20 protein-coding genes and 1 other RNA gene are annotated in these 21,542 nt (G+C 65.1%); 12 read left to right on the top strand and 9 right to left on the bottom strand.

Translation table 11 applies throughout. The features are described from left to right. Window positions 1-197: 197 nt before the first annotated feature. From rnr to ACP5E6_RS00565, 4 genes are read left to right on the top strand one after another with little or no spacing between them, the layout of a single operon-like run. Window positions 198-2,486, top strand: a complete 2,289-nt coding sequence (rnr, locus tag ACP5E6_RS00580; protein ID WP_427950232.1) for a ribonuclease R — start codon at window positions 198-200, stop codon at window positions 2,484-2,486. Continuing rightward, on the top strand, window positions 2,483-4,045 hold the full coding sequence (locus tag ACP5E6_RS00575; RefSeq protein WP_427950229.1) for a S41 family peptidase: 1,563 nt from the start codon (window positions 2,483-2,485) through the stop codon (window positions 4,043-4,045). Before rnr ends, ACP5E6_RS00575 begins: the two co-directional genes overlap by 4 nt. 45 nt (window positions 4,046-4,090) lie before the next feature. Then, window positions 4,091-4,258, top strand: a complete 168-nt coding sequence (rpmG, locus tag ACP5E6_RS00570) for a 50S ribosomal protein L33 (protein WP_029310534.1) — start codon at window positions 4,091-4,093, stop codon at window positions 4,256-4,258. Between the two features lie 22 nt (window positions 4,259-4,280). Next, complete coding sequence (locus tag ACP5E6_RS00565) at window positions 4,281-5,375, top strand: zinc-binding metallopeptidase family protein (protein WP_427950225.1); 1,095 nt, start codon at window positions 4,281-4,283, stop codon at window positions 5,373-5,375. Between the two features lie 36 nt (window positions 5,376-5,411). Here ACP5E6_RS00565 and ACP5E6_RS00560 read toward each other — a convergent pair whose 3' ends face one another. The 7 genes from ACP5E6_RS00560 to ACP5E6_RS00530 all read right to left on the bottom strand — a co-directional run bounded on the left by ACP5E6_RS00560 (window position 5,412) and on the right by ACP5E6_RS00530 (window position 15,472). Further along, the gene (locus ACP5E6_RS00560; RefSeq protein WP_427950223.1) at window positions 5,412-6,173 is read right to left on the bottom strand and encodes an SDR family NAD(P)-dependent oxidoreductase; all 762 of its coding nucleotides are present in this window, start codon (window positions 6,171-6,173) and stop codon (window positions 5,412-5,414) included. 1 nt (window position 6,174) lies between these two features. Next, a complete protein-coding gene (locus tag ACP5E6_RS00555; RefSeq protein WP_427950220.1) occupies window positions 6,175-7,179 on the bottom strand; it encodes an acetamidase/formamidase family protein in 1,005 nt (334 codons plus the stop codon). A gap of 96 nt (window positions 7,180-7,275) precedes the next feature. Next, window positions 7,276-9,567, bottom strand: a complete 2,292-nt coding sequence (locus ACP5E6_RS00550; protein ID WP_427950380.1) for an FdhF/YdeP family oxidoreductase — start codon at window positions 9,565-9,567, stop codon at window positions 7,276-7,278. A gap of 187 nt (window positions 9,568-9,754) precedes the next feature. Further along, window positions 9,755-10,177, bottom strand: a complete 423-nt coding sequence (gene arfB / locus ACP5E6_RS00545; RefSeq protein WP_427950218.1) for an alternative ribosome rescue aminoacyl-tRNA hydrolase ArfB — start codon at window positions 10,175-10,177, stop codon at window positions 9,755-9,757. Window positions 10,178-10,402: 225 nt separating this feature from the next. Next, window positions 10,403-11,920 (bottom strand): glycosyltransferase, encoded by a 1,518-nt coding sequence (locus tag ACP5E6_RS00540; RefSeq protein ID WP_427950215.1) that lies wholly within the window; start codon window positions 11,918-11,920, stop codon window positions 10,403-10,405. A 3-nt stretch (window positions 11,921-11,923) separates the two neighbouring features. Beyond that, window positions 11,924-13,438 carry a Hint domain-containing protein gene (locus ACP5E6_RS00535; protein WP_427950212.1) on the bottom strand — a complete coding sequence of 505 codons (1,515 nt, stop codon included), beginning with the start codon at window positions 13,436-13,438 and terminating at the stop codon, window positions 11,924-11,926. Window positions 13,439-13,546: 108 nt separating this feature from the next. Beyond that, window positions 13,547-15,472: a peptidoglycan D,D-transpeptidase FtsI family protein gene (locus tag ACP5E6_RS00530; protein ID WP_427950208.1), complete on the bottom strand. Its 1,926-nt coding sequence runs from the start codon at window positions 15,470-15,472 to the stop codon at window positions 13,547-13,549. Between the two features lie 166 nt (window positions 15,473-15,638). Here ACP5E6_RS00530 and ACP5E6_RS00525 point away from each other — a divergent pair, with 166 nt between their 5' ends. Together ACP5E6_RS00525 and ACP5E6_RS00520 are read left to right on the top strand one after the other, a co-directional pair. Continuing rightward, on the top strand, window positions 15,639-16,070 hold the full coding sequence (locus tag ACP5E6_RS00525) for a hypothetical protein (protein WP_427950205.1): 432 nt from the start codon (window positions 15,639-15,641) through the stop codon (window positions 16,068-16,070). A gap of 188 nt (window positions 16,071-16,258) precedes the next feature. Beyond that, window positions 16,259-16,552 carry a hypothetical protein gene (locus ACP5E6_RS00520; protein ID WP_427950202.1) on the top strand — a complete coding sequence of 98 codons (294 nt, stop codon included), beginning with the start codon at window positions 16,259-16,261 and terminating at the stop codon, window positions 16,550-16,552. A 108-nt stretch (window positions 16,553-16,660) separates the two neighbouring features. Here ACP5E6_RS00520 and ACP5E6_RS00515 read toward each other — a convergent pair whose 3' ends face one another. Beyond that, window positions 16,661-17,101, bottom strand: coding sequence for a CBS domain-containing protein (locus tag ACP5E6_RS00515; RefSeq protein ID WP_427950199.1), 441 nt, complete (start codon window positions 17,099-17,101; stop codon window positions 16,661-16,663). A gap of 137 nt (window positions 17,102-17,238) precedes the next feature. Continuing rightward, on the bottom strand, window positions 17,239-18,078 hold the full coding sequence (gene pdxY / locus ACP5E6_RS00510) for a pyridoxal kinase (protein ID WP_427950197.1): 840 nt from the start codon (window positions 18,076-18,078) through the stop codon (window positions 17,239-17,241). Window positions 18,079-18,312: 234 nt separating this feature from the next. Here pdxY and lexA point away from each other — a divergent pair, with 234 nt between their 5' ends. The 6 genes from lexA to rnpB all read left to right on the top strand — a co-directional run bounded on the left by lexA (window position 18,313) and on the right by rnpB (window position 21,540). After that, complete coding sequence (lexA, locus tag ACP5E6_RS00505; protein WP_427950195.1) at window positions 18,313-19,011, top strand: transcriptional repressor LexA; 699 nt, start codon at window positions 18,313-18,315, stop codon at window positions 19,009-19,011. Between the two features lie 57 nt (window positions 19,012-19,068). Then, window positions 19,069-19,842 carry a TerB family tellurite resistance protein gene (locus tag ACP5E6_RS00500; protein WP_427950192.1) on the top strand — a complete coding sequence of 258 codons (774 nt, stop codon included), beginning with the start codon at window positions 19,069-19,071 and terminating at the stop codon, window positions 19,840-19,842. After that, window positions 19,839-20,498 carry an N-acetylmuramoyl-L-alanine amidase gene (locus ACP5E6_RS00495; RefSeq protein WP_427950190.1) on the top strand — a complete coding sequence of 220 codons (660 nt, stop codon included), beginning with the start codon at window positions 19,839-19,841 and terminating at the stop codon, window positions 20,496-20,498. Before ACP5E6_RS00500 ends, ACP5E6_RS00495 begins: the two co-directional genes overlap by 4 nt. Before the next feature lie 48 nt (window positions 20,499-20,546). After that, entirely contained in the window at window positions 20,547-20,750 is a 204-nt protein-coding gene (locus ACP5E6_RS00490; RefSeq protein WP_427950187.1) for a hypothetical protein, read from the top strand. 18 nt (window positions 20,751-20,768) lie between these two features. Further along, a complete protein-coding gene (locus ACP5E6_RS00485; RefSeq protein ID WP_427950184.1) occupies window positions 20,769-21,137 on the top strand; it encodes a hypothetical protein in 369 nt (122 codons plus the stop codon). A gap of 1 nt (window position 21,138) precedes the next feature. Further along, an RNA gene (gene rnpB, locus ACP5E6_RS00480) (RNase P RNA component class A) lies at window positions 21,139-21,540 on the top strand. The last annotated feature ends 2 nt before the right edge of the window (window positions 21,541-21,542 follow it).

Below are 21,542 nucleotides of genomic sequence, written 5' to 3'. Positions count from 1 at the left end.
AACTTGCGGCACCATCGCCGATGGAGTGCCGCATCAGCGTTGTCGATAGGCTATATTAGCGTTACAATGTTTCTGTTGAACAGATCAGCTGACGCGTGGGGCGAAATTGTGCACCAAATCCAGAAAACCTGGGTTACGGGCGAACCGGTCGCCATGTCAGCGGTCCATTTTCGGTCCGGTATGCGCGCGGGTTCGGCATGACCCGCAAAACCGGTGCCTCGTTACCTGCTAAAGTAAAATCACCTCAATCGGGGTCGGGTGGGACGGAGGCGGGTCTGCCGACGGCGGCGGCGTTGCGGGCCTTTATTGCCGGTGCTGGCACACGAATGGGCAAAGGTGAGATCGCGCGCGCCTTTGGCATCACGCCCGATCAGAAGCCGGCGCTGCGTGCCCTGCTGCGCGGCTTGGAGCGCGATGGCGCGCTGGTTCGAGCCGGGGGTAAGCATGTGCGCGAGTCAGCCGTCCTGCCTGAGCGCTGTGTCGTCGAAATCACTGGTACCGACCGCGATGGCGATCCTCTGGCCCGTCCCGTCGGCTGGGATCAGCCGGGCCGCCCGCCGATCGTTTTCATGCAACCCGAACAACGTGGCCAGCCCGCCCTCGCGCCCGGTGCGCGCGTTCTGGCGCGGCTGCGCCGGATTGAGGGGGATCGCTACGAGGGCCGCACCCTCAAACGCCTCGACGATGAACCAGCCACAATCATCGGTGTGTTCCGCGCCGCCACTTCGGGCGAGGCGGCGGGCGGCTGGATCGAGCCGGTCGATCGCAAGAGCCGTTCAGAATGGCAGGTTCCCGCCGGCGAAACCAATGGCGCCGCCACTGGTGATGTGGTGCGCGCCACACCGTTGCCCGCCTTTGGGCATGGCGCGAAACCAGCGCGCATCGTCGAGCATCTCGGCCAGATCGGCGACGCCAGCGCGATCAGCCTGATCGCGATTGCCACACTCGGCATTCCCGTCGATTTCTCCCAGGCCGCACTCGATGAGGCCGCCGCGGCCAAAGCGACCCGCCTGGGCCGGCGCACCGACCTGCGCGCCTTGCCGTTGATCACGATCGACGGCGCCGACGCGCGCGATTTCGATGATGCTGTGTTCGCTGAACCACTCGGTTCAGGCTTTCGCATCGTGGTCGCGATCGCGGATGTCGCCCATTACGTGCGCCCCGGCACCGCACTCGATCGCGAGGCTGCGCATCGCGGCAATTCGGTCTATTTCCCCGATCGGGTGGTCCCGATGCTACCCGAAGCGCTCTCGAACGGCTGGTGCAGTCTTCGACCCAATGAAGATCGCGGCTGCCTGTTCGTCGAAATGACGATCGACCACGAGGGACGCAAGCAATCACATCGGTTCGGCCGCGGCCTGATGCGGAGCTTCGCCCGGATGACCTACGAGGCGGTGCAGGTGGCTCACGATGCCGGTGCCACCGCCGATCTGCCGCCAGGCACGCTGGACAATCTCTACGCAGCCTATCGCGCCCTGATCGCCGCCCGTCAGGCGCGCGGCACCCTCGATCTCGATCTGCCGGAGCGCCAGATCACCCTGACCGATCAGGGTAAAGTTGCCAGCATCACCCCGCGTACCCGGCTCGACAGCCATCGGCTGATCGAGGAGTTCATGATCCTGGCGAATGTCGCCGCCGCCGAGGAGCTCGAGCGGTTACGTCAGGTCTGCATGTACCGCATTCACGCCCCGCCCTCGCCGGAAAAACTCGATGCGTTGCGCTCCCTGCTCGCGACGTTCGACATTGCCCTCAAGCAGAGCGACCAGCTGGTCCCGCGCGACCTCGACCATATCCTCAAACTGGTCGCCGGCACCGACGCCGCGCCTTTGATCAATGAAACCGTGTTGCGCAGTCAGTCCCAGGCGGAATACGCGCCCGAGAATATCGGGCATTTCGGCCTCGCGCTGAAATCCTACGCGCATTTCACCTCACCGATCCGGCGCTACGCCGATCTGCTGGTGCATCGCGCCCTGATCACCGGCCTCAAGCTTGGCCCGGATGGTCTCGGCGCCGACCCGGGGTCCGATTTCCCTGCCATCGCCCAGGCCATCACGATCACCGAACGTCGCGCCACCGATGCCGAACGCCAGTCGACCGATCGCTATCTGGCCGCCTATCTTTCGGACCGGATCGGCGAGGATTTCGCGGCACGGATCGCCGGGGTCACGCGGTTCGGTCTGTTCGTGACCCTGACCGAGACCGGCGCGTCCGGTTTCATCCCGATGGCACTGCTTCCGGATGATTTCTGGCATCACGACGAGGCCAGCAGCACACTCTCCGGCACGCGCAGCCGGGTGGTATTTCATCTGGCCGACCCGGTCACGGTGCGGCTGCGCGAGGCGAAACCGGTCACGGGCGGATTGCTATTCGCCCTGATCGATGGTGGCCGCTCCCCCGGCGGGCGCGGCGACACCCGTCCCGCACGTTCGATGCCGGGCAAATCCGCGGGTCGCAATTCAAAATCCGGGAAGCGCTCGCGTCGATGAGGCGTCGCACGTTCCGCCCGGTCTGGCAGGCAATCGCCCTGATCTGCCTCGTGCTGCCGCTCTGCGGCACCGCTGCCGCCCCCGGGTTCGATGTCGCGCGCGCCGGCGCGGTCTGGGGCGCTGCCCTCGCCTTCATCGCACCGCGCACGCTCGAACCGCTCAGCATTCCGCAAATGGCGGTCTGGGGCCTGTCCGGCATCACGGCGCTCGATCCCGACCTGACGGTGCAGGAGCAATCAGGGACCTTGCTGCTCTATGGCCCCAACCGGGTCCTGTTCGCGATCGCGGCGCCACCACCCACGGATACGGCGGCCTGGGGCACGACCTGCGCGGCGCTGGCCGGCCATGCCTTCACCGCCTCCCCTGCCCTGATGCGCGCCGGCACGGAGGGCGTGATCCGTAGTTTCTTCGATGAGTTGTTCAATCATTTCGACCCGTACTCGCGCTATGAAGCCCCTCGCGAGGCCGATGAAGATCGGGCGATGCGCCTGGGTCACGCAGGTCTCGGTCTAACGCTCGGCCGCGAGGGTCGCAAAATCCTGATCGCCCGGGTCGCTCCGTCCGGCCCGGCCGATCAGGCCGGTATGGCCCCCGGCATGGCGGTGCTGGCGATCGACGGCATCCCCACGGCCAACCAGCACCTCACGGCCCTGCAGGCGCGCCTGTCCGGCACGCTCGGCACCTCGATCAGCCTCACCGTACGGCCGCCCAACAGCCTGGCGCAGACAATCAGCCTCACCCGCGGCCTGGTGCCAACCCAGAGCGTGTTCGGCACGATGGACAAGGGGATCGCGGTCATCCGTGTGACCGGATTCGATCGTGACACCGGCGAGCAATTCGCCGCCAGCCTCGCCGGGCTGATGGCGATGGCGCCTCCCCCCAAAGGCATCATCATTGATCTGCGCGGTAATCGCGGCGGCGTGCTGCGCCAGTCGGTGCTCAGCGTCGACACCCTGCTCAGCCACGGCACCATCGTTCGGACCATCGGTCGCGATCCGGCGGCGAACCATCTGTTTCGCGCCGAAGGTGCCGATCTTGCCCATGGTCTGCCGGTCATCGTTCTGGTTGATGGCGCGACCGCGAGTGCCGCCGAAGTGTTCTCCGCCGCCCTGTCGGACAATGACCGCGCGGTGGTGATCGGCAGCGCCACCCTGGGCAAAGGGCTGGTGCAGAGCGTCACCAACCTGCCGGGCGGCGGTGAATTATACGTCACGTGGAGTCGCATGATCGCACCGCGTGGCTGGCCGTTGCAAGGATTGGGCGTGTTTCCGCAGGTCTGCGTCAGCCAGGGAACCAACGGGCTCGATCAGCAGATCGCCGCCCTGGAATCCGGCCACGACATGCTGGCGAAACCGCTTGCGGAAACCCGCGCCGCCCGCGCGCCGATGCCGCTGGCCGAAATCCTCGCCCTGCGTGATTCCTGCCCGGCGACCGTCGGGGCCAATGGCTATTTCACCGCCGCCACGACCCTGATCGATCACCCCACGGCCTATCACGCGGCGCTGATCCGCCCGCTACTCGCGGCATCGGCGGCGGGAACCTCACCCCACGGCACTTGACCGGATCGCCCGGCTCCCTCATATCCGCCCGATCGGAGAACACTCATGGCCAAATCCAGCACAGTCCAGATCAAACTGATTTCAACCGCCGACACCGGCTTCTTCTATGTCACGCGCAAGAACGCGAAGGCACAGACCGGCAAGCTCGAATTCCGGAAGTACGATCCGGTGGTGCGCAAGCACGTCGCGTTCAAGGAAGCCAAAATCAAGTAGTCGGCGCCGGCGTCATGCCCTGATGCGGTTGTTCATCTGTCAGGTTTGCGGCTCGCGACTCTATTTTGAGAACCGGTTCTGTGGGACGTGCCATCACTGGCTCGGCTATCTGCCCGACGCCGACACGCTCACCGCTCTGATATGGCCGGCGGATGCTGGTGATGTCACCGATGTCGCTGACGGTTTCTGGCAACCGGTCAGCGCGCCGGACCGGAGAGTTCGGTTCTGCGCCAACGCGCGCTACGATGCCTGCAACTGGCTGATCCCCGCCGATCCTGATGAGCTGGCCCCTCCCGCGCTGTGCGAGGCTTGCCGCTTCAATCAGGTTGTCCCCGATCTTGGAAACGCCGATAATCTGGTGCGGTGGCGCAAGATCGAAACCGCCAAACATCGGCTGATCTATACGCTCCGCCATCTCGACCTGCCGATCCCCGATCGCGAGCAAGACCCCGCACATGGGCTGACCTTCAAATTTCTTGCCGCGCGACAAGGCAAGCCACCACCGCTGACCGGTCATGATGAAGGGGTCATCGTGCTGAATGTCGAGGAGGCGGAGGATGTGATCCGCGAGCGCAACCGCACTGCGCTCGGCGAGCCTTACCGTACCCTGCTCGGTCACTTCCGCCATGAAACCGGCCATTTCTACTGGAATATGCTGATCCGCGATACCGATCGACTGGCGCCGTGCCGTGCGATTTTCGGTGATGACCGCGCAAATTACGCCGTGGCCCTGAAGCGTCATTACGCCGAAGGCGCTCCTCCGGACTGGCAGAACAATTACATCAGCGCCTATGCCAGCGCTCATCCCTGGGAGGATTTCGCGGAGACCTGGGCACAATATCTGCACATCGTCGATACCATCGAAACCGCCAACGCCTTTGGCCTGCGCGTCAACCCGCCCGGCGAATCGGCCAGGCTGGCGCCGTTGGCGCGCGACTTCGACCCCTATCGCGCAGGTTCGATCGATGAGATGATCGCGATGTGGCTCCCCCTCACCTTCGCGATGAACAGTCTTGCCCGCAGCATGGGGCAGAGCGATCTGTACCCGTTCATCCTCTCGCCGCCGGTGATCGAAAAACTCGGCTTCATCAACGATCTGGTGACGAAGCGGCGGTGAATGTCCGGACGCCGGTCCCGCGCGGAACCGTCGCTCTCAGAACTGAACACCACGGGTCAACGCGCCATCGACCACCAGATTGGTGCCGGTGATGAAACTCGCGGCGGGGCTGGCGAGAAACACGACGGCGCGCGCCATTTCGTCCGGGCGGCCCATCCGCCCGGTCGGGTTCAACGCCAGAGCCTGCTGATACAGTGCGGGGTTGCCGTGTTCGATTTTTTCCCACACCCCGCCCGGAAAATATGTGTTACCCGGCGACAGCGCGTTGACGCGGATGCCCTTGCCCGCCAGTTGATACGATAATCCCTTGGCATAGTGGATCAGCGCGGCCTTGAAGACACCGTAGGGTCCAGCGGCGAAATCGACCTCACGGCCGGAAACCGAGGAAATCACCACAATCGCCGCAGCGCTGGAGGCTTCCAGAAACGGCATCGCCGCGTCCACTGTCCGAACCGTCCCCATCATATCGGTCTCGAACTCGCGCCGCCACGATGCCTCGTCCTGGCCGATCGCCAGAGCCGAGACGTTGGCGACAACGATATCCAGCCCGCCGAACTCGGCAGCGACATCGCGCACCCAGGCCCCCAGCGCCGGGCCATCCGCCACGTCGACGGCGCGGCCCGTGGCACGCACACCGGTGGCGGCGAGCATCGCGACCGCTTCGGCAATTTCGGTGGCATTGCGCGCACAGATCGCGACATCCGCCCCCTCGGCGGCGAAATGTTCGGCGACCGCACGGCCGATGCCCTTGGTGCCGCCGGTGATCAACGCGCGTTTGCCGCGCAGGCCGAGGTCCATGCTAATTGCCTTCCGGGGCGAGATATTTTTTGGCAATACCGGCGCCGACCGTGTAGTTGGGGTCGACGAAATTGCCGAGCCGCACCCGGCCGCACTGGCTGAGCATCATGTAGGCGTCCCACCGGTCGAACCCGTATTCGGCCTCCATCCACAGTACCAGATCGCGATAGGCGATGCGCGTCGCATCCTCGAGCGGGCGGGCGCTGCCGATCGTCATGATAAAATCCTGCCGCTCCAGGCGGGGCCAATCGAGCGCCCAGGATTTGATCAGATCGACGCGAATGGTGGTCTCGGACGCGTATTCGACCGCGGTGCCACAGACTTCGCCATCACCCTGGCAGGCATGGGCATCGCCGATGAACAGGCGGCCGCCGGTGCTGCGGACCGGCAGATAGGTGATGCTGCCCGGCCCCATGTCCGGCAGGTCCATATTGCCGCCGTGCGGGCCGGGGGTGAGGGAGTTGATGCTGTCGATTTCGGGCGAGGTGCTGAGTGTGCCGATATGCGGCGCATAGGGCAGCACGACCCGCGCGCTCCAGCGGACCTCTTTTTCATCGACGTGGATTTTGCGGGTGATTTCCGGCAGCGGCGGCTGCAGCGAGGCGGTCAGCGCGGTGCCGGTGAGCGCGCCGAAATACGGGATCATGCAGCAGGTGCCGCGCGGGTTGTCGCCGCGCGGGCGCATCCGCTCGATATGCACCGCGATCGCATCGCCGGGTTCGGCCCCCTCGATCATGATCGGGCCGTTCTGCGGATTGACGAAGGGCATCCGCAGCCGTTTGCTCGGCTTATCACGCTCGGTGCGGATCGCACCTTCAAATGCGTCCCTTGTCTCGATCCGCACCCGGTCGCCTGGCGCGATCGTCAACACCGGCTCCGAATACGGACCGATCGTATAATGATACTGGCCTTGCGCCGCTTCCGTGAGGTCATGCAGCTTCGGTCGGCGCGCCCACCCGACGCCGCGCCGCGCCACGATGGAGTCTGCCAGCCAGCGGTCAGCCATACGTCCCCTCCCCCGAAGTCCAATCATATCCAAGCTTAAAAGACCGGCATCGGCACACCCCTGTCAAGACGTTTCGGCCCCGCGCGACCGGGCGTCTCAGGCCATTGCCTCAGCCAGCACGGGGATCGATTTCGCCGCAGGGGTTTCCGCCAGTCGATCATGATGGGACAGCGCCAGTAGCGGGTTGGTCTCCGGATAATAGGCGCCGATCGAACCGGGTGGAATATCATAGGCAATCGCGGTCAGGTTTTCGACGACTCGCGGCGTCGCGTCGTCCGCGATCGTCCGCAACCGCACCTTGGCGCCCGGTTTGATGCCACGCGCCGCCATATCGGCCGCGTTCATGAACACCACCATCCGGTCGCCCTTGATGCCGCGATAGCGGTCGTCATTGCTGTAGATCGTGGTATTATACTGGTCATGACTGCGCAGGGTCGCGAGGCGCAACAACCCGGGCGTCGCGGCGCGGGCGGGATCTTCGGCAACACCTTTGAACACCATGAAATTGGCCTTGCCCGATGCGGTCTTCCAGATCCGCTCGCTGGCCGGATTATGCAGCCGGAAGCCGCCCGGCTGGCGCACCCGTGTGTTGAAATCACGAAACAGATCGGGATAGACCGCCTCTATCGCATCGCGGATCCGGTCGTAATCGGCAACGTAGCCATCCCAGTCGATATTGGTATGGCGATCGATAAATATCGCCTTCGCCATGCCGCATACGATATCGACCTCCGATTTCAGCTCCGCGCTGGCCGGCGCGAGCAATCCGCCCGACGCATGCACGAAGCTCATGCTGTCCTCCACCGTGACTGATTGCAGCACGCCACCCTGCTCATCGAGCTCACTGCGCGCTCGGCACGGCAGGATCAGCGCGTCCTTGCCATGAACCAGATGGCCGCGATTGAGCTTGGTATTGATGCCAACGGTCAGGTCGAGGCGTCGCATCGCCGTCTTGACCAACGGCGTGTCAGGGACGGCGGCGACGAAATTACCGCCCATGCCGATGAACACGCGCACATCGCCGCGGATCATCGCCTCGATGGCGGTGACCACGCCGTGCCCATGCTCGCGGGGTGGCTCGAAGCCGAACACCGCGCCCAGACGATCGAGATAGGCGGCGGTGGGTTTTTCATCGATGCCGACGGTGCGGTCACCCTGGACGTTGGAATGTCCGCGCACCGGGGAAATCCCGGTTCCGGGCCGTCCGATATTGCCGCGCAGCAGCAGCAGATTGACGCATTGCTGGATATTCTCCGAGCCATGCCGATGCTGGGTGATCCCCATGCCGTACATCAAAATAACCGATTTCGCCGCGCAGTAGATATCGGCGACCTGCTGCAAAGTCGCGCGGCTCAAACCGGAGGTTTCAACGATCTCATCCCAGCCGGTCGCATCCAGATCAGCGATGAACGCGTCGAACCCGTGCGTATGGCTGGCGATGAAATCATCATCGAGCACCGCGGGTCCGCCCGCCGCGCGGGACGCGCGATCGGCGGCGACCACCAGTTTCATCACCCCCTTCAGCGCCGCCAGATCGCCACCGATTTTCACCTGGCAATACAGATGAGCGATCTTGGCGCCGCTCGAAAGCATGTCCTGCGTACTCTTGGGATCGGCGAACCGCTCCAGCGCGCGCTCGCGCAGCGGGTTGAACACCACGATGCGCGCCCCCCGCTTCGCCGCCTCGCGCAACGTTCCCATCGCGCGCGGTGAATTGGTGCCCGGATTCTGGCCGATGCTCAAAATCATGTCGGCGTGCTCGAAATCCTCCAGCACCGCGGTTCCCTTGCCGACGCCGATCGAGAGCGGCAACCCCCGGCTGGTCGGTTCGTGGCACATGTTCGAACAATCGGGGAAGTTGTTGGTGCCAACCAGCCGGCCAAGCAGCGCGAACAGGAACGCCGCCTCGTTCGAGGTCCGACCCGAGACATAGAATTCCGCCTGATGCGGTGTGGCCATCGCGTTGATATGCCGCCCAATCATCGCGAAAGCCTCGTCCCACGACACCGGCACATAGTGATCGGTGGCGGGATCATAGCGCATCGGCTCGGTCAGGCGGCCCTGCTCCTCGAGCCACAAATCACTCTTCGCCGCCAGCTCCGATACGGTATGCCGCGCGAAAAAGGCCCGCGTCACCCGCCGGTCAGTGACTTCCCAGGCGATCGCCTTGGCACCGTTTTCGCAGAACTCGAAGGACGAGGTATGTTTCGGATCCGGCCAGGCGCAGCCGGGACAATCGAACCCCTCCGGCTGGTTGGCGGCGAGCAGCGCCTTACTGCCGCGCGCCACCACGCTTTGCCGCCGCAATGCCTTGGCCGTCGCGGCGAGCGCACCCCACCCTCCGGCCGGAGCATCGTAGGGGGCAAAAATATCGTCCTGATCGGCCATGAGGCTTGTATCCCTATCATTGATCGTGATGGCCAGGATCACGGTGACCAGGACCGCCATGCGGCGGTCACCACCCGGCGCGCAACAACGGCGTTGCGGCGACCACCCGCTGTAGGCTGGGGAGGTGATCGACGAAATCAAGGGGAGGCCGGTTCACCGGTTCCGCCGCGACCAGAGCAAACCGGCATCAATTCTCCGGGATCGACGAGCGCAGCATCTTGGTCTGTCCACGCCTTGCCTTTGATTCGAGGCGCTTGGCTTTCTGGGTGCGTGACACCCGCGTCGCCACCCGCGGCACCGGCCGCTCCAGCGCCGCGCGAATCATCGCCACCAGCCGCGCCCGTGCATCCTCGCGATTGCGCTCCTGGGAGGCAAACCTCTGGGCGATGATGTGGATCACGCCATCCTTGCTCATGCGCCGCCCGGCGAGCGGGCGCAGCCGCGCCTTCACCTCATCGCTCAGCCCGGCGGATTGCAGCACATCAAACCGCAGATGCACCGCACTCGCCACCTTGTTGACGTTCTGCCCGCCCGGACCGGAGGATGTCGTGAACACCTCGGAAATCTCACGTTCGTTCAATACGATCTGCGGTGTGATCACAATCGCCATGCTCGCCTTCACCCGACCTGAAACCCCGCCCCATAGACCATTATCGGCCTGACGAGAATCGCGATGTGATCGCAACGCCGAAATGATTTTAGATCAATCACATGGCTCGCGCGGCCAGCGCCGAACCAGGCGGCGTTCCCAGAGCATTTGTTGTGCGGGCACGTTGATCGCTGTCGGCTGACGCGGGAGCGTCAACCTCGAGCGAGCTTGCGCTAGTGGCCGGCTTTAGCCGCCAGCGGCAAGGCGCAAAGCGGCGTCCACCCCGGTTGCGGACCAATCCTGCATGATCATCGCGCGACCGGCGGCCACCGCTTTGCGGTAGGCCTTCGGGTCATCACACAACGCCAGAACCGCCGCCGCCAGCCCATCGTCATCGGTGGCGACACAACCAGCCAGCGCCTCCGGCCACTGCAATCCCTCGATCGCAACCGGCGTCGCCACACAGGGCACCCCGGCGGCAAGACTGTCGAGCAATTTGCCCTTGATTCCAGCGCCATAGCTCATCGGCGCCACACTCACGGTCAGCCGCGCGAAAAATCCAGCCAGATCATCAACCGCGCCGAGCAGTTCGACGCCCGGTGCCGCCCACAGGCGCATCGCCGGCGGCATGTCAGAGCCGGCAATCAGGCACGTGATCGCCGGATTTGCGGCAAGCAGCCTGGGCATGATGTCGAACATCAGGCGCCGCGCCGCCGCCAGATTGGGCGCATGGCCAAAATGGCCGATAAAACCGATCGTATCGAACGGTGCGCTCCGGCGCGGTTTGCCCGGCGTCACCGCCCAGGGTGACACGATCACCCGCGCCGTGCCGACGCATCGGCGCAAAATAGCGGCTTCGGCGGTGGAATGGGTGAGCACGATATCGGCCGCGCCGGCGACGGCCAGTTCGGTCTCGCGCACCTTGCGGGCGCGCTCCACCAGCGCCGCCTCGCGTTCAACGAAGCCGCGCCGGGCGAGCCGCAGGTGATGCAGATCAGCGACGCTGTAAATCACCCGCGCGCGCGGCTGATGCAGCCGCACCAGCGGCATGTAGCAGGCCGCAGCGTCCAGCCGGTGCAAATACACAATGTCGAACGCCCCGGCCTCACGGGTCAGCACCTCCTCGACGCTGCGGTTGACCGGGGAGCAGCGCCAGTCAATCGGCGGACCATCCGGCGGCGGCGGCGCGCCATCGGCGGCAACGAAGCTGACCGCGAAACCCAACCGGAGCAGGGATTCGACATGCGATAATATCGCATTCGACCCGGCGTCCCGCCCGCGCGCGGGCATGGTGGTGTCGATCACCAAAGCCCGCCGCGCCGCCGGTCGCACCGCGCCACGCCGCGCCGTCAGCCGATCGATCTGGGCCGACAGTGCCACGATCGCCCCGTCGATCCCGGCCGGGCTGGCGATCCCATCCAGCAGCGATTGCAGCAGCGATGTCTCATGGGCGTCGAACGCGCCGGCCGGCGCGATCAGCGCGGGCGATGCCGCGAGTTCGGCGCCATCGCGCTCGCGCACCACCCGGATCAGATGCTGGCCGAGCCCCGGCAACCCGCCCTCGATCCGTACATCGAACCCGTGCCGCCCGTCACCGATCCCCCCGGCGGCCAGATCCGCTCGATGCTGGTTCGCCACGACCCGATCGAGCAAATCGTCATTGTCGATGATCAGCAGCGCGACCGGCTGGTGCGGCCGGTGATCATCCTGCGCCCAACCAGCGATCCGGCTGCGGGTGGCGATGTCGAGCCGACCGCGCAGCATCGCTCAGGCTGCGGCAACGTGCGCAGCGCTGGCCAGCACCGCGCGATCGGCCACGCGCCGCACCACCAGATCGCTGAGCGACGCCCCGATCGGAACTTTCACGGCAAAACCATGCCGGCCGCTGCCGAACCCGGCATCCTCCACATCCGGCCGATGCCGGTTGGCCAGACCGCGATGAACGACCCTGCCACGATAGAGCAGTTCGAAACAGACTGATGCCGCGGGAAATTGCGGACACATCGCCCAGCCGATCGCAACACTGCCGTCCCGATCGGTCTCGATGCGTTCGAGCCAGCCGACCAGCGCGCCCAATCCCGGCATCGGCGCGTCAACCCCGGCCAAGGCCGCCAGCCGCGCCTGAATCCCGGCCAGGATCGGTCCATCCTCGATCCGGGCAGCGCAATAGCGCCGGTCGATCGCATCGTCCCCATAGCGCGCGACGAAATCGGTCGCGTTGTGAAACATCGCGCGGTTGTCATCGTTGATATAGGTCTCGGCCGGCGCGCCCTCGGCGAAGATCACGTCGTGGCGGTCGAGTTCGACATGAACATAGCTGATCGGCCCGACCGTCGCGTCCTGCATGATCGATACGCCGTTGACCAGACAGATCGCGGGGATCAAGGCGCCCTCGATCAGCATGGCGTGCTGCGGGCTGACCCACAGATCCCGCCGCGGCCGGCCGTTGCCGAGCGAACCGGGGGCGAAGCGGATCGGCAGCAGATGGGTCTTGCCGGCGGCGAACCGGGCGGAATAATCGCGCTGTCCCAGCCATTTCACGGCCTTGGCGGTGCCATCGGCGGTCAACACCCGATCCCCGATGGCCAGGCGCTCAACCGCGACCTCGCCCGCTGGCGTGGCAATGGCGGTGCCGGCGCGATAGCAGGCGACCATGATTTCGGTACCGCCAACACTATCGGTGGTGATGCTGAACAGGCTGGAGGTGAAAGTGCCGGTCGCCAGCGGTATCTGGGCAAGATCGCTGTTGGTGGCGGAACTCAGCGTGATCACCCCGCCGGTGGTTCCGGCGTTCTGCGTCCAGGCGATGCCGGTGGCCCCCGTGACACCTTGCAGGTCGATCGTATCGGTCGTCGCGTAACCCGAAATCTCGGCCAGAAAACTAATGGACAGGCTGGAGCCGAGGATCAGGTCGTTGTTGGTGCCGCCAAACTCGAGCGGCGCGTTGATCGAGGCGTTCACCAGATTATTGCCGAGATCGAGCGTGCCGTACCCGGGATCGGCTCCGCCGCCCGCCACGTAGCCGAGTTCGAAAAACGGCACGGTCGTGTTCAGCGTCGTCGGGTTGAAATCCTGAAACGCCCCGCCGCTGATCTGGTCGGTGAACAGCACCCCGTTCTCGGTGATCGTGAGGATCGTGGCGGACAGGCTCGCCCCCGCCGTGCCGACCATATCGAGAATGCCGCTCTCGCCATCGACCACGATGTCATAGGCACCACTGGCCGTCAGCTCCGTGACCGACCCGGCCGTTCCACTGCCGACCGTCAGCGTCGTTGTGCTCATAGGTTGATCCCACCCTTTGAAACGAAAAGCCGAATTTACCTATAAATTAACTTAAGGTTGCATACTATGGGGTGGGATACACCTGTCAACGAATTATCGGCGACAAACTCACTTTTTCAGGATCGCGCTCGCCATCGTCGCGGCGCGGGCGGACCGATCGCGCCGGATCATCTGTCCCGGCACCGCCAGTTCAACCCGGTGCAACGCCGCCGCCGCCGCCGCACGATCGGGATGGCGCGGCGGGGGCTGGTCGGCCAGCTCATAGGCATAGCGGTTCGCCCCCGGCGGAAACGGATGACCCGGCCCCAGAGCCCGCCGCCCCGGCGGCACGGCGGGTTTCAACGGAATACCGAATTTCGCATTCATCGCCTTCCGCGCCGCGCCCTCGATCGGGGCGATGCCCAGCATCGGCCCGATCCGCGCGATGATCCGCCCGACCGCCGGTGCGGCCACGTAACCGCCGGTGGTGAATCCATAGGAAAAATGCTGCATCTTCCTGGTCGGTTTCGGATGCACCACCAGCACATAAACCACATAGCGCGGATGATCGGCGGGAAACATCGCCATGAAGGACGAGTTGTTGAGATGGTTGCGATACCGCCCATCGGGCGCGACCACCTGCGAGGTGCCGGTCTTGCCGCCGACCAAATAGCCCGGCACCCTTGCGTAGATCCCGGTGCCCGACAGCACGACGCCGCGCATCAGTTTGCGCATGATGACCGAAACATGACGCCGCATGACGCGAATGCCGGTGCGGGGTGGTGCGCCGGGGGCGCGGGCGAGCAGGGTTGGTTTATAGAGAACCCCGCCGTTCACATCGGCGACCACGGCATTGACCAGAATCAGCGGCGCCATCGCGATCCCGTTGCCGAAGCTGACCGTCATCGTGGTCAGCAGCTTCCAGGTGTCCTTCGGATGCCAGATCGGCGGCTGCACCCCGGGCATCTGAACTGGCGAGGGCTTGAAGAAACCCATTTTGCGCAGCCACGCGCGCTGGATTTTCGGCCCCATGATGGTCGCGATGCGCGAGGCACCGATGTTCGAGGAAAACGCCAGCACCGCCGGCATCGCCAGCCAGTAGTGCACCGGCTCGTAGTCGGTGACCGAAAACCCATCAACGAACAAGGGATGCGTGGTATCGAACCGGTCCCAATAGCTCACCAGGCGCGATTGCAGCGCGGCGGGCATGGTCATCAGCTTCATCACGCTGCCGGGCTCGTAATCGCCGGAGATGCACCGATCGAACAGCGTGTCGGTCGGCGCGTCATGCAAATCATTCGCGTTGTAATCCGGCAGGCTCACCATCGCGACGATGCGGCCGGTCATGCTCTCGACGATGCCGCAGGCACCGCGCGCCTTGTAGTCCGCCATGGCGCGCGCAACCTCGCGATGCACGATGTCCTCGACCCGCAGATCGATCGAGAGATGCAACGGCTGCGTCGGCTGCCCGATCAGGCGGCGGTTGAAATAATCCTCGACCCCGGCGATACCGCGCTGGTCCGGTGTGACACCGCCGAGCACATGCGCGGCCAGATCGCCCTCCGGATAATGCCGCACCCAGATATGCTGGAAATACACGCCCGGAATCCCGAGCCGGTTGACCGCGAGTTCCTGCGCCGCCGTCAGATCGCGATCGAGATAAACGAACCCGTAGGGACGAAGACCGAGCCGATGGGCGATTTCGGCCTGATCGAGCATCGGCAGAACGGTTTCGAGCCGTGCGGCATCGCGCCGCGGATGACTGATCTCCTTCGGATCGGCGAACAGCGCGGCGCCGGGCAGCGATACCGCCAGCAGCCTGCCGTTGCGATCAAGAATCGGCGCCCGATCCGGCGCGCTCAATAGGGTGCGGAAATCGGGCCGCTGGGCGGCGAGCACGGCTTCGCTCGGCTTGATCGGAGCGATCACCGTGGCATCGACCAGCTTGAGCGCGAGCAAAAGATACAGTGCGGCGAAGCCGGCAAGTCCCAGTAGCGCACGGCCGCGAAACCGGCGAAACCACGGTCCTGGGTCCGGTCCGGACGGGTTGGGCATGGCAAGCTTCTGGTTCACGTTCAACGACATCGCGTTGAATTAACACAAACTCTTCACGCCTTTGTATAAGCCGCTGAAAAACTTTATGTTACCACAATCCTCGCCTATCCAAGCCTCCCGGCGTCATGCAACCGACCACCAACCGTACCGACACAAGGAGCCGATCATGTCCGGATCGAAACTACGCTGGCTCAGACCCACTCTTCTGTTGGCCGCGCTCGCCGCCACGCTCGCTGGTTGTGGCACCGAGGCACCGCATCGCATGGGCACCGGCACCGCCGGCGGTGCCGCAACCGGGGCCGCTTTCGGGCTGATCGGCGGACCGGTCGGCGTCGTGGTCGGTGCGGCCATCGGGGGCGGCATCGGCGCGCTGACCGCCTCGACCACGACGCCGAAGCAGATCGATCTCGACAATATCTCGCCGCAGACTACCCCGCCGAGCGCCGACGCCGCCCCGGCCGGCACCGCCGCGTCAAACCCGGGTCTGCGCAACCAGATCAACCAGTATCAGGCGCAATCGCCCTCGGCCTACCGTCCGCCGTCGGGCTACGGTCAGTCCGTGCAAGCCCAGCCCCTGGCGCCGCCCAATCCCCAGTAATCGCCAAAAAAAAATCTCAGCCCTCGAAAATACTGGCGAGATGAGCACCAGTATAAACTTCGTCCATCCAGGCATCGTTCCAGGTTGATCGTGCATGGCGGCATGACCACTCTGTAAGTTTGTCAATGGTCCTGAAAGGCAGGACGGCGACAGGCTGGCGTTCTACGATCTCGGAAAGGAATACCGACATGACGATCACTAAAACGATTCTCGCCGCTCCGCTCGCCCTTGGCATGGTTCTCGCACTGGCGGGTTGCGGCACACAGCAACCCGAGCGCGCGCAGGGCGGTGCGGCCGGTGGCGCGGCGGCGGGTGCCGCGGTCGGTGCGATCGGTGGACCGATCGGCGCCTTGGCCGGCGCGGGAATCGGCGCGGTGGGCGGCGCGGTGGCGGGTTCGCAGACCACGCCGAAGCAGATCAATCTCGGCGCCCCACCGAAGGTGAAGTTGCCGACGAGCTCAGATTCAGCGAGCAGCCAGTAACATCAACATGCAAAACATCACCGGACGCAATCCAGCGTCCGGTGATCCGGCCAACGGGTGAAGTGTCTGCCCCCCCTGTTGGCCGTTATGACGCCGATTGAGTGCGGCTCAGCGGGCGCCGCCGGTGACGTATTCGCGGAGGCTGCGCACCTCCTGAGCCTGCTGTTCCATCAATCCCGCAACGACGTCCCCGATGCTGACGACGCCGGTCAGCCGGCCTCCATCGACAATCGGCAGATGGCGGAACCGCCCCTCGGTCATCAGGGTTTCGGCTTCGAAAATCGTCGTCGTCGGGGTTGCCGTGGTCGGTGCGCGGGTCATCAGCTGGCTGGCCAGCATATCCATCGTCGCCACCCCGTTCGCCGCGAGGCTGCGCACCACGTCGCGCTCGGACAAAATGCCGAGCAGATCGCTGTTGGCCGACTGCACCACCACGGCACCGATCCGCTTTTCGGCGAGCACCAGCACCACTTCGCGAATCTTGGCATCGGGCGATACCCCGATCAGTGCCGCGGGTTTGCGTTTCAACAAATTGGCCATCGTCGTCATGGTATTTCTCCCAAGAGTTTGTTTCAGAACCGCCATCGCGGCACCGGGCCGGCGCGTTCGACCCGGCAGATCCATATTTACGAATATATGCTATACGATTAGATAAAATCAATAAAATTACGAACGCCTGCGCGATTTTACCACTCTGTTGCGCTGGCGGTCGCGTGCAGCGCCGCGACCCAGTCGTTCTGCGCTGTCACCACCTGTAATTCGTCGGCGCCCGCCGCCGCGGTCGCGGCAAGCAACGCGGCACTTGCCGCCGCGGCGCCGCGCACCGCCGCCAGCGCCGCCCGCCGCCGCACATATCCCGCCATGAACAGCGCGGCGAACGCATCCCCCGCGCCGGCAAAATTCCGATCGAGCCGGCGCACCGTCACCACCTGACGGTCCGCCCCGTCGAGCAGAAGCAGGTCCAGCGTGCCGGGCACGGTATCGGCGCCGACAAATCCGGTCAGGACCACGATCGGTGGCCCCAGCGCCGCCATCGCGGCAAACGCCGCCGCGCGGTCCGGCAGCGCCCGCGCCGTCAGTGTTGCAAGTTCGAACGGATTGGGCAGCGCGATATCGGCCAGCGGCAGCAGGGTGTCACGGAACCCGTCCACCAGCCCGGCGGGCACATAGAGCCGTCCCGCATCGCCGATCACCGGATCGCACAAATAAAGCGCGCCAGGATGCGCTTCCCGCGCCCGCGCCACGGCATCCCGCACCACCGGCACCGCCGCCTCGGCGCCGAGATATCCCGAAACCACAGCCTCGCAACGCGCAAAGCCACCCCGCGCCGCCAGCCCCGCGACCAGAGCGGCAAGCCGCGCCGGCTTGACCGGTCCACCCTCGGCGCCGCCATGCCCCGGATGATGCGAGAGCAGCACGCTCGGCAACGGCCAGACCTCGCAGCCCAGCCGCGCATAGATGAACGCCGCCGCCGAATTGCCGACACTGCCGGCAAGCACCTGGGATTGGATCGACAAAATCGCCATGGCGTTCCTTGGCGCGATTGCGTCTGCCCTGGCAAGTCCCGCGGCACATCAGCGGAACATATCATGATTATTTTGCCAACACCCTCTTGACGCGACGCGAAAACACTTCCTAGAACACTATGTTAGCGGTTTGTTCCGCGACCGCGACAGATCACGACCAAAGTCACAGATCACGACCATAGTCTCGGGGCGAATCGTCGCACCGGCGCCGACCAGGACGTAACGAGGAATTGCATGCTGACGCCCAAACAACATGAATTGCTGGTCTTCATCGATCAGCATCTGCGCCGCACCGGCTGCTCACCGAGTTTCGAGGAAATGAAAATCGGGCTCGATCTGAAATCCAAATCCGGCATCCACCGGCTGATCGGCGCGTTGGAGGAGCGGGGCTTTCTGCGCCGCCACAAGCATCGCGCCCGCGCGCTCGAGGTGATCCGCCAGCCCGCCGACAGCGTGGCGACCGAGCGGGTCGACCAGAAATTCGCCCCGAACGTCATCCGCGGTGATTTCTCCGCCCGTTTCCAGGGCGCGCGCGCCGCCGCCGAGGTCGCCGCCGTCAGCCTGCCGCTCTATGGCCGGATCGCCGCCGGCCAGCCGATCGAGGCGTTGCGCGAACATCAGACCGAAATTGAAGTGCCGATCGCCTTCATCGGTCAGGGCGAGCACTACGCGCTCGAGGTGGTTGGTGACTCAATGATCGATGCCGGTATTCTCGACGGCGACACCGCGATCATCCGCAAGGGCGAAACCGCCGAGAACGGCCAGATCGTGGTGGCCCTGGTCGATGATAACGAAGTGACGCTGAAACGCCTGCGCCGGCGCGGCAATTCCACCGCCCTCGAACCCGCCAACGCCCGCCACGAAACCCGCATTTTTCCGGCCGAGCGCGTCAAGGTGCAGGGGCGCCTGGTGGCCTTGATGCGACAATATTGAGCCAGCACCGCGCGATCCCCCTTTGACCAACCGGTCCCGCCACCCGATATAGCAGAGATGGCGGTATGGGGTAAGGTTATCGGCGGCATCGCTGGCTTCGCGTTCGGCGGGCCGATCGGGGCCATTGCGGGGGCGGCGCTGGGTCATGCGGCCGATACCGGCGATCTCGGCTCGTTCGGCGCGCGCGTGGGTCGGGCGCTGCCGCTTGATTCCGCGCGATTCGCCGCGATGCTGGGGCGGCGGGATCAGGTGTTCGCCATCGGCGTCACGGTGCTGGCCGCCAAACTCGCCAAATGCGACGGCGCGGTTAATCGCGCCGAGATCGATTCGTTCAAGCGCCAGTTCCGCATCGAGGACGCGGCGGTGCCGATGATCGGGCGGCTGTTCGATCAGGCGCGCGACGATTCTACCGGGTTCGAGCCCTACGCGCGGCAACTGGCCGAGAGCTTCGCCGACAATCGCCTCGCGCTCGAACAGATCCTGAGCGCCCTGTTCGCGATCGCGCGGGCCGATGCGCCGATCAACGGCCGTGAGACCGATATGCTGACGCGGATCGGCGTCGCTTTCGGCCTCGACCAAGCCGCCCGCAACCGCGCGGGCAACCCCTCGTCCTTCGCGCAATCCGAGGGCGATCCCTACGACGTGCTCGGCATCGACCGGGGCGCCTCCAACGATACGATCCGCGCCCATTGGAAACAATTGATGCGCGAGAACCATCCGGATCAACTCGCCGCGCGTGGCGTGCCACCGGAATTCGCCGCCCGCGCGACCGAGCGCGTCGCCCGGATCAATGCGGCCTGGGACGACATCAAGCGCGAGCGGGGATTGTGATCTCGCCAAACCAGGACGACCGGCCGGAGGACGCGCCGATCGATCATCTGGTGCTGCACTACACCGGCATGCGCAGCGGGGACGAGGCGATCACGCGGCTGTGCGATCCGGTGGCCAAGGTCTCCTCGCATTATGTCGTCGCGGAAGATGGCGCGATTCACGCTTTGGTGCCCGAGGCGCGGCGCGCCTGGCACGCCGGCGTCAGCGCCTGGCGCGGCGTGCGGGCTCTGAACGACCGCTCGATCGGCATCGAAATCGTCAACCCGGGGCATGAATGGGGCTATCGGGCCTTCCCGCCGGCCCAGATCGCCGCCGTCGTCAGCCTGGCCCGATCGATCCTGACGCGCCACCCGATCCCGGCGCGAAACATCGTCGCCCATTCCGACATCGCGCCGGACCGCAAGCAGGACCCCGGCGAATTGTTCCCCTGGCGCGACCTCGCCGCGCGCGGCATCGGTCTGTGGGCCGACGGATTGGCCGCCACCACCGATCCGCTGGCCGATCTCGCAGCGATCGGCTATGAAATCACCGCCGATCCGGCGCCGCCGATCACCGCCTTCCAGCGCCGGTTCCGGCCGGCGCGGTGCGATGGCGTGATCGATGCCGAAACCGCCGGGCGGATCGGCGCCATCACCCGGGTGTTTGTCTTCCCTTGAATTTCTATATAAAAACTATATAAAATATTGATCAACCGGAGGTCAGCCATGTCCGTCACCAGTTTCGAGGTCGATCAGCACACCGCCGAGGCGATAGCAGAGTTGCGCGGCCTGTTCGGCGTCAAAACCAATGCCGCCGTAATCCGCCGCGCCCTCGCCCTCGCCCAGGTGGTCAGCCGTGAAGCCGCGCCGGACCATACTATCACCGTCAGCGGCAGAGCCGAGCCGGTCCGTATCATTCTCAACGGGTAAGCGATTGCGGCACGCGTCATGAGCGGCTCCCCCCGGGCGCCGTCGGCAGCGGTCGGGCTCGAAAGTGTGGAGCTTGGCCTGTCGGTCAAGGACCGCATCGCCCTCGGCGATGCCGCGATCCGGCGGCAGATCGCCATTGTCATCCTCTCGCTGTTCGCCGTCACCAATGTGCTCTCGGTCGTGTTCATCGGCGTGCTCTATTATTTCGACCAGCGCGACATCGCCGACCATCTGATCCCCGCCACGGCGCGGGTGATCACCCCGAGCGTGGTCATGAGCCTGCTCGGCGCCACGACCGTGCAATTGGGCGCCATCGCGGTCATCATGGCGCGCGGTATCTTCAATGTGCCCATTGACCAGCCCTACCCGATCGTCGAAGAGGATTGAGCCAGACGGTTGGACGGCCGCTGTCGCAAGGCCCGAAAGGGGGCGATGGAGGAAAGTCCGGGCTCCACGGAAACACGGTGCCGGTTAACGACCGGCGGGGGCGACCCCAGGGATAGTGCCACAGAAAACAAACCGCCCGCGCGTGCAAACCCGCGGGCAAGGGTGAAACGGTGCGGTAAGAGCGCACCGCGCCCTCGGTAACGAGGGCGGCAGGGTAAACCCCACCGGGAGCAAGACCGAATAGGGGTGGCCGGCGGCGTGAGCGATCATGGCCGCGGGGATGTTTTCGACCCGTCACCCGGGTTGGTCGCGCGAGGCGCGCAGCAATGCGCGTCCCAGACGAATGGCCGTCCACCATCCGCAAGGATGCGGACAGAACCCGGCTTACAGACCGTCTGGCACTTT

Origin of the sequence: Acidiphilium sp. (genome assembly GCF_049977125.1) — a bacterium.
Taxonomy (GTDB): Bacteria; Pseudomonadota; Alphaproteobacteria; order Acetobacterales; family Acetobacteraceae; genus Acidiphilium.
The sequence above is the reverse complement of the archived record's forward strand: the minus strand, read 5'-3'. Positions and strand labels throughout refer to the sequence as shown.

Bases quoted from the DNA above. Each gene is read 5' to 3' on its own strand.
- rpmG (WP_029310534.1), top strand. From the start codon at position 4,091: ATGGCCAAATCCAGCACAGTCCAGATCAAACTGATTTCAACCGCCGAC.
- ACP5E6_RS00565 (WP_427950225.1), top strand. From the start codon at position 4,281: ATGCGGTTGTTCATCTGTCAGGTTTGCGGCTCGCGACTCTATTTTGAG.
- ACP5E6_RS00500 (WP_427950192.1), top strand. From the start codon at position 19,069: ATGGCGGTATGGGGTAAGGTTATCGGCGGCATCGCTGGCTTCGCGTTC.
- arfB (WP_427950218.1), bottom strand. From the start codon at position 10,177: ATGGCGATTGTGATCACACCGCAGATCGTATTGAACGAACGTGAGATT.
- ACP5E6_RS00535 (WP_427950212.1), bottom strand. From the start codon at position 13,438: ATGAGCACAACGACGCTGACGGTCGGCAGTGGAACGGCCGGGTCGGTC.
- pdxY (WP_427950197.1), bottom strand. From the start codon at position 18,078: ATGGCGATTTTGTCGATCCAATCCCAGGTGCTTGCCGGCAGTGTCGGC.
- ACP5E6_RS00525 (WP_427950205.1), top strand. From the start codon at position 15,639: ATGTCCGGATCGAAACTACGCTGGCTCAGACCCACTCTTCTGTTGGCC.
- ACP5E6_RS00550 (WP_427950380.1), bottom strand. From the start codon at position 9,567: ATGGCCGATCAGGACGATATTTTTGCCCCCTACGATGCTCCGGCCGGA.
- ACP5E6_RS00515 (WP_427950199.1), bottom strand. From the start codon at position 17,101: ATGACGACGATGGCCAATTTGTTGAAACGCAAACCCGCGGCACTGATC.
- ACP5E6_RS00560 (WP_427950223.1), bottom strand. From the start codon at position 6,173: ATGGACCTCGGCCTGCGCGGCAAACGCGCGTTGATCACCGGCGGCACC.
- ACP5E6_RS00520 (WP_427950202.1), top strand. From the start codon at position 16,259: ATGACGATCACTAAAACGATTCTCGCCGCTCCGCTCGCCCTTGGCATG.
- rnr (WP_427950232.1), top strand. From the start codon at position 198: ATGACCCGCAAAACCGGTGCCTCGTTACCTGCTAAAGTAAAATCACCT.
- ACP5E6_RS00555 (WP_427950220.1), bottom strand. From the start codon at position 7,179: ATGGCTGACCGCTGGCTGGCAGACTCCATCGTGGCGCGGCGCGGCGTC.
- ACP5E6_RS00575 (WP_427950229.1), top strand. From the start codon at position 2,483: ATGAGGCGTCGCACGTTCCGCCCGGTCTGGCAGGCAATCGCCCTGATC.
- ACP5E6_RS00530 (WP_427950208.1), bottom strand. From the start codon at position 15,472: ATGCCCAACCCGTCCGGACCGGACCCAGGACCGTGGTTTCGCCGGTTT.
- ACP5E6_RS00485 (WP_427950184.1), top strand. From the start codon at position 20,769: ATGAGCGGCTCCCCCCGGGCGCCGTCGGCAGCGGTCGGGCTCGAAAGT.
- lexA (WP_427950195.1), top strand. From the start codon at position 18,313: ATGCTGACGCCCAAACAACATGAATTGCTGGTCTTCATCGATCAGCAT.
- ACP5E6_RS00490 (WP_427950187.1), top strand. From the start codon at position 20,547: ATGTCCGTCACCAGTTTCGAGGTCGATCAGCACACCGCCGAGGCGATA.
- ACP5E6_RS00540 (WP_427950215.1), bottom strand. From the start codon at position 11,920: ATGCTGCGCGGTCGGCTCGACATCGCCACCCGCAGCCGGATCGCTGGT.